Raw genomic sequence first — 7,496 nt, forward strand, 5'->3', positions numbered from 1 at the left:
GCTGTCGACTGTATCCGGATCGCAGGTGTCACCGCTGCCGTCTCCGTCACAGTCGCTCTGGTTCGGGTTCCAGTTCGGGCAATTGTCGCAGGCATCGGTGATGCCGTCGCCGTCGCTGTCGACGGTATCCGGATCGCAGGCGTCGCCTGAACCGTCGCCGTCACAGTCGGTTTGCGCCGGGTTGTACGGACAGGGCCACCACCAGCAGGGATCGTTGTAAGTGCAGTTGTCGGCGCCGTCGCAGACGCCGTCGCCGTCATCGTCCGAGCCGCCGGCCCCCGGACAACCATCGCAGAGGTCGCCAACGCCGTCTTGGTCGGTGTCGGCTTGGTCTGGGTTGAAGTGATCGCAGCAGTTGTCGGCGGGCTGGTTTACGTCGCCGCAGCAGATACCGTCGCCGTCCCAGTCGTAGCCGCCGGCGCCGGCGCAGTAGTCGCAGGCATCGCCCAACCCGTCGCCGTCGGTGTCGGCCTGATCCGCATTCCATTGCCACGGGCAGTTATCGAGCCCATCGCAGACACCGTCGCCGTCGTAATCGCCGCCGGGGCCGAAGCACGGGTCGCAGGGGTCACCGATACCGTCGCCGTCGCTGTCGGCCTGGTCGGAGTTGGCATTGTTGGGGCAGTTGTCACAGGCGTCGCCGACGCCGTCGAAGTCCCGGTCGTATTGCTCCCAGTTGTGGTTCAGTGGGCAGTTGTCACAGGCGTCGGCAGTGCCGTCGCCGTCGCTGTCGACTGTATCCGGATCGCAGGTGTCACCGCTGCCGTCTCCGTCACAGTCGCTCTGGTTCGGGTTCCAGTTCGGGCAATTGTCGCAGGCATCGGTGATGCCGTCGCCGTCGCTGTCGGCGGTATCCGGATCGCAGGCATCGCCCGCACCGTCGCCGTCGCAATCGGCTTGCGCCGGGTTGTACGGACAGAGCCACCACCAGCAGGGATCGTTGTAAGTACAGTTGTCGGCGCCGTCGCAAACGCCGTCGCCGTCATCGTCCGTAGTTCCGGGCCCCGGGCATCCGTCGCAGGCGTCGCCGCTGCCGTCCTGGTCGCTATCGCTTTGATCAGGGTTGAACGTCCATGGACAATTGTCCTCGGCGTCGCAGATACCGTCGCCATCGTAGTCGCTGGTGCCGGCCCCGGCGCAGGGGTCGCAGGCATCGCCGACGCCGTCCTGATCGGCGTCAGCTTGGTCGGGATTGTAATACCAGCAGCAGTTGTCTGCCGGCTGGTTTACGTCACCGCAGCAGATACCGTCGCCGTCCCAGTCGTAGCGGCCGGCGCCGGCGCAGTAGTCGCAAGCATCGCCCAAGCCGTCGCCGTCGCTATCGGCCTGGTCCTGGTTCCACCACGGGCAGTTATCGAGCCCATCGCAGGCGCCGTCGCCGTCGGCGTCGCCGCCGGGGCCGAAGCAGGGGTCGCAGACGTCACCGATGGCGTCCTGATCGGCGTCGGCCTGATCGGGGTTGGCGTTGGTGGGGCAGTTGTCACAGGCGTCACCGACGCCGTCGAAATCCAAGTCGTATTGTTCCCAGTTGCGGACTAGCGGGCAGTCGTCGCAGCCGTCGGCAACACCGTCGCCATCGCTGTCGACGGTGTCCGGATCGCAGGTGTCGCCCACACCGTCCTGGTCACAATCGGTCTGTGTCCGGTTCCAGTTCGGGCAGTTGTCGCAGGCGTCGGCGGTGCCGTCGCCGTCGCTGTCGCTGATGTCGGGGTCGCAGACGTCACCCCGGCCGTCGCCGTCGCAATCGGTTTGCGCCGGGTTGAAGGCGCATGACCACCACCAGCAGGCGTCGTTGTAAGTGCAGTTGTCGCCACCGTCACAGATGCCGTCGCCGTCCTGGTCCGCTGCCCCCGGTCCAGGGCAGCCGTCGCAGGCGTCGCCGATGCCGTCCTGATCCACATCGGTTTGGTCTTCGTTCCAATTCCACGGGCAGTTATCGTCGCCGTCGCACCAGCCGTCGCCGTCGCCGTCGTTTGCACCCGCGCCGAAGCAGTGATCGCAGCCGTTGCCAACGCCGTCGCCGTCGCTGTCGCCCTGATCGGGATTGTAGCTGTTCGGGCAATTGTCCGCTCCGTCGCAAACCCCGTCGCCGTCGGCATCTTGCCCCGGACCTACGCAGGCGTCACAGACGTCGCCGATGCCGTCCTGGTCGCTGTCGGCTTGATCGGGGTTGGCGTGGTTGGGGCAGTTGTCGCAGGTGTAGCCGACGCCGTCGTGGTCTCCGTCGTATTGCTCCCAATTGTAGTTGTTCGGGCAGTTGTCGCAGGCATTCGTTATGCCGTCGCCGTCGTTTTCGACCGTGTCGGGATCGCAAGCATCGCCGACGCCGTCGCCATCGCAGTCAATCTGTCCAAAGTTCCAGCTCTGGCAATTGTCGCACTGGTCGTCAACGCCGTCGCCGTCGCTGTCGGTGGTGTCAGGGTCGCAGGCATCGCCCCGGCCGTCGCGGTCGCAGTCGACTTGCGCCGGGTTGTAAGCGCACGACCACCACCAGCAGTTGTCGTCATAGGTGCAGTTGTCTTGCCCGTCACAGACGCCGTCGCCGTCCTGATCGGCTGCCCCTGACCCCGGACAGCCGTCGCAAGCGTCGCCGAGGCCATCCTGGTCAGCGTCGGCTTGGCCGGCGTTCCATTGTCCCGGGCAGTTATCGGCGCCGTCGCACCAGCCGTCGGCGTCGGAGTCCGCTTGTCCGCTACCGGCGCACCAGTCGCAGGCGTTGCCGACGCCGTCACCGTCACGGTCGCCCTGGTCAGGATTGAACGTATAGGGGCAATTGTCACCGTTGCAGACGCCGTCGGCGTCGTAGTCCGGCCCGGCACATGGGTCGCAAGCGTCGCCGACGCCATCGCCATCGCTGTCAGCCTGGTCGGGGTTAGGCGCATTGCGGCAGTTGTCGCAGGCGTCGCCGCGCCCATCGCGGTCACTATCGAGTTGATCCCAGTTATAGCTGGCGAGGCAGTTGTCGCAGGCGTCGGCAACTTGGTCGCCGTCGCTGTCGATCGTATCCGGATCGCACGGGTCGCCGATGCCGTCGCCGTCGCAATCCGACTGCAGGTGATTCCAGCCCGGGCAGTTGTCACAGGTGTCGGTCGTGCCGTCACCGTCACTGTCCACGGTATCCGGGTCGCAGACGTCGCCGGCACCGTCGCCATCACAATCGGTTTGGGCTGGGTTGTAGTTCCAGGGGCAGTTGTCGGCGCCGTCACAGCGCCCATCGCCGTCGGCGTCCCGGCCCGGGCCGGCGCACGGGTCGCAGCGGTCGCCGACACCGTCGCCATCGCTGTCGGCCTGTCCGGGATTGTACTCGCCGCAGTTGTCGCAGGCATCGCCGGCGCCGTCGCGATCGGCATCGCGTTGGTCCGGGTTACCCGCTGCCGGGCAGTTGTCGCAGGCGTCGGCGATGCCGTCGCCGTCGCTGTCGGTGGTGTCGGGATCGCAGGCGTCGCCGATGCCATCGCCATCACAATCACTCTGGGTCTGGTTCCAGTTCTGGCAATTGTCGCAGCCGTCAGCGGTGCCGTCGCCGTCGCTGTCGACGGTATCCGGGTCGCAGGCGTCGCCTGAACCGTCGCCGTCGCAATCGGTCTGGGCCGGGTTGTAATTCCAGGGGCAGTTGTCGGCGCCATCACAGACGCCGTCGCCATCCTGGTCCGTAGTTCCGAGCCCCGGGCAGCCGTCGCAGGCATCGGCAGTGCCGTCACCGTCGCTGTCGGCCTGATCGGGGTTCCAATTCCAGGGGCAGTTGTCAGCACCGTCGCACCAGCCGTCACTATCCGAGTCCGTGTTGCCGGTGCCGGCGCACCAATCGCAGGCATTTCCGATCCCGTCGCCATCGCTGTCAGTCTGGGCCGGGTTGTGGTTCCATGGGCAGTTATCGAGCCCATCGCAGACCCCGTCGCCGTCGGCGTCGCCGCCCGGTCCCGCACAGGCGTCGCAGACATTGCCGATGCCGTCGCCGTCGCTATCGGCTTGATCGGGGTTGGCGTGGTTGGGGCAGTTGTCGCAGGCGTCGCCGACGCCGTCGAAGTCGCGGTCGTACTGTTCCCAGTTGTAGACTTGTGGGCAGTTATCGCAGGCATCGGCGACCTGGTCGCCGTCGCTGTCGATCGTATCCTGATCACAGGGATCACCGCTGCCATCGCCGTCGCAGTCGCTCTGCAACCAATTCCAATTGGGACAGTCGTCGCAGGCGTCGTCTGTGCCATCGCCATCGCTGTCATTCCTGTCAGGGTCACAGGCATCGCCGAGGCCGTCGCCGTCGCAATCGGTCTGGGCCGGGTTGAAGGCACACCACCAGTACCAGCCGCAGCCATCCAAGGTGCAGTTGTCAGCGCCGTCGCAGACGCCGTCGCCATCCTGGTCCGCCGCCCCTGGTCCCGGGCAACCGTCGCAGACATCGCCGACGCCGTCTTGATCGGCATCGGCCTGATTGGGGTTGTAGTTCCACGGACAATTGTCCTCGCCGTCGCAGCGGCCATCGCCGTCGCTGTCGGAGACGCCGGCTCCGGGGCAGCTATCGCAGACGTTGCCGCTGCCGTCGCCGTCATTGTCGGTTTGCTGTGGGTTGTAGTGCCACGGGCAGTTGTCGCAGGCGGCACCGACGCCGTCGCCGTCCCAGTCTTCGGCCTGACACTCTGGAGGTCGAGTCGGTGTGACGAGTGGAGAGTAGGTCGGCGTAGGGGTTTGGCCCACCGCCGGACGCGTCGTAACGGCCGTCAGTAGCGCCAGCAGCACCAGGAACACCCAGCACCTGCTGTGCGTCTTGCGCTTGCCGCTGGCCGCACCGATTCTGCGAGTATGGCGATACACCCCTAGTACCGTTGCGAAGACGTTCATTACCCCCTCCTGTTCGGCCGCCTGAGGCGGCTTCAGGATTTATTGGCTAGCTTACGTTCAGCAGTTCCACGATGACGGCAGTCTGTCAATTCGCCGCGCCGGCTAATAGCACCCCTGTCAACACCTGAGGTGATAAATGTCATGCGGGCGATTACCAGTCAAATTTGCAGCATCTTGCATCAAGTCGGCCCTAGCGCAGTCTCCCCGCGTTCTTGTCGCAACAAGCCGAGGGCTCAACTCCGCGGGGCGGCGTTTTGACCAGCGCCGGGGAGCGGCATACACTGCGGCGCGTGGCTCTTGGCCTTGCTCGGTGGAGAACCGTCGCACTCGCCGCCTTGCTCGCGGTGATCGGCGCTTGCCTTAGGGCCGGCGCGGAGCAGATCGTTACGCTCAGCGGACATGAGTTCAGCCAGGCCTCTCCGGCAGCACCGTTTCGTGATGCGTTTCAAAACGCGCGCCGGCGCGCCAGCGTGACAACGCCGGCTTGGGCCAGTGCCAACGATGACATGCCCGCCTGGGGCCCGGCACTGATCTTTCCGCTGCTGGGCTCGGTGGTGCCGGCCGGCACCATCGAGGCGCTGGCGGCGGAGTTGGACAGAGACAGCCCGGCGCCTCAACTTGTGTTCCGAACGCTCGGGCTGTACGCGGCCAAGAGCCGTCTGCCATTCGAGCAAACACCGCTGCTGCTGGCAGCGGTACGGCGCAATCTGAAGGCAATCGATCAAGCCGCGCGCAACCTCGAAGCATTTGCCGATACACGCGAACTCGAGGAGTGGGGCCCGGTGGGCCTGGGCGCATGGGCGGCGTACCTCAACCTGCTGTTCCGCGACTACTGGGACCTGGGCGCTCCCGGCGCGGAGCCGTGGAACGCGAGGGGGCTGGCCATTGTCGGCGACTTACTCCAACGCGCTCGCTTGCCGGGGGGTGCGGGCTTTCGCTTCGAGCTGCGCCAGGAGACGCTCAGCCTATGGCCCAACGCTCTGATGCTTTATGCCTTGATGAAGGCGTACGAGAACGAGGAGTCGGTGCAGTACGAAACCGCAGCCATCGACGCGGTTGGGGCGATCGAGGCGCTGCGTGATCGCGACGGCGGCTATTTCTCGACCCCGGAGCGCGGCGACAAGAATCCGCGGGCAAACGCCTACCTCGCCGGCGGCTTGCTGCTCCTGGCCAAGAACACGGGCGACTCGAGCTATCGCGAGCGGGCGGCCGATATCATGCGTTGGCTCACCACCGCCGGCGCCGCCGCCGGCGCGCGTGACGCCGGTCTCGAAGCCCACGTCGGCTACTTGATTCTGCTGCTCGATAGCCTAGCTGCGCCGCGGGTTGAGAACCTCCTGGGCTGGCGCCCGATGCGTGGCCCGGCAGCGGCGGCAGCACTGCCGCTGGCCGAGCTGCGCCCGGCAGAGCTGCGTCATCGGCCGATGTTCGATGGTGTACTCGACACGCTGGTGCATCGGCTGCCGCGCCAGCGCGGCGATTTCGCTTACGACTACGCCGACTCGCCGGGTTACGCCGCCGAGATCTTGCTGGCGGCGCAGCAAACGGAAGCGGCCAAGGAAATCCTCGAGCGCCAGCAGCAGCTCCTGTCATGGCCGCGCCCGCACGACTTCGACGAGATCTCGTTCGGCGCCGGCGCGTTCTTCGCGGCCCTCGACTACCCGGAGGCTTGGCCGCGCGAGCGAGCACGCGCGGCCCTAGCGCGCTCGACCATGTTGGCAGGCGTGGCGGCGACCGTGGATCGCTATTATATGGACTGGCTCGATTGGCTCACCGGCGGCGGTGGTTACGGTTACGGTCCGACCGTCCTCGGCGCTCAGCTGGCGCTTACGCAGCTGCGCTTTGCGCAAACCTACCCGGATTGGCGCCTGCTCTTGCTCGTGCACCCGCTGGGCATCGGCCGGCGCTTGATAGACAACGCCGGCACGCTGGCGTGGGATGGCACCCGGCAGGTGTACCGCGCACGCCCGGACAGCGACGAGGTTTGGCTACTGCCGAACGCAATGATGATGCTCGCCAACCTGCAAGCTCACCGGCTCACCGGCGACCCCGTGTACCTCGAGCGCGCGCAAGCCGTTGCCGGCGGAATCGAACCGCTATGGGAACCCAAACGCGGCGCTTACTTCGCCAGTTCGACCCAGACTGGGCCAGACGGCTATCTTTCCCTGTCGACTAACAGCTACGCCGCGCTCGCCTTGCACCGTTTGGGAGTGGCGACCGCTGCCGCTAGCCACCGTGACCGCGCCCAGACGATTCTCGATTTCTTCCAGCGTGATCTCTACCGTGATGGCGTGGTCTACCATCACGTCTACCGCGGCCGGCGCAGCGCCGGCGACATTTGGTGTCCGGGCTGCAACTGGCGCGTGCTCAGCGTCGCGCGCGAGATCGCCGCCGCGCCACAATGAGGCGATCTCGCCGCTGACGGCCGTCGTTGTGGAGTGCGGCGACTTGCCGTCGCTCTTGTTGGCGTCTTCTGGCTGTGGCGTCTTACGCGGTAGCGCAGCGCTCAGGCGAAGTCGCGATTACCCCGCGAAAATGCTGAGTGAGGTCTGAGGACTGGCGTCGCTGCAGCGGTTATGGCATGCTGGCGCCGTGGTGGAGGTGGGAAGATTCGGCAGCGGTGGAGCGCGGCGAGTAGAGTACCGCGGCCGCGTCCTAAA

The 7,496-nt window shown here is 66.3% G+C and carries 2 protein-coding genes; one reads left to right on the plus strand and one right to left on the minus strand.

Annotated features, from left to right (window positions below; all coding sequences use genetic code 11):
* A partial coding sequence (locus HY699_10320; protein ID MBI4516194.1) for a thrombospondin type 3 repeat-containing protein occupies positions 1-4,836 on the minus strand: 4,836 nt, incomplete at its 3' end.
* Between the two features lie 470 nt (positions 4,837-5,306).
* On the opposite strand from HY699_10320, the gene HY699_10325 reads away from it, so the two are divergent.
* Entirely contained in the window at positions 5,307-7,241 is a 1,935-nt protein-coding gene (locus tag HY699_10325) for a hypothetical protein (GenBank protein ID MBI4516195.1), read from the plus strand.
* The last annotated feature ends 255 nt before the right edge of the window (positions 7,242-7,496 follow it).

Source organism: Deltaproteobacteria bacterium (genome assembly GCA_016210005.1).
Lineage (GTDB): Bacteria > Desulfobacterota > Binatia > HRBIN30 > JACQVA1 > JACQVA1.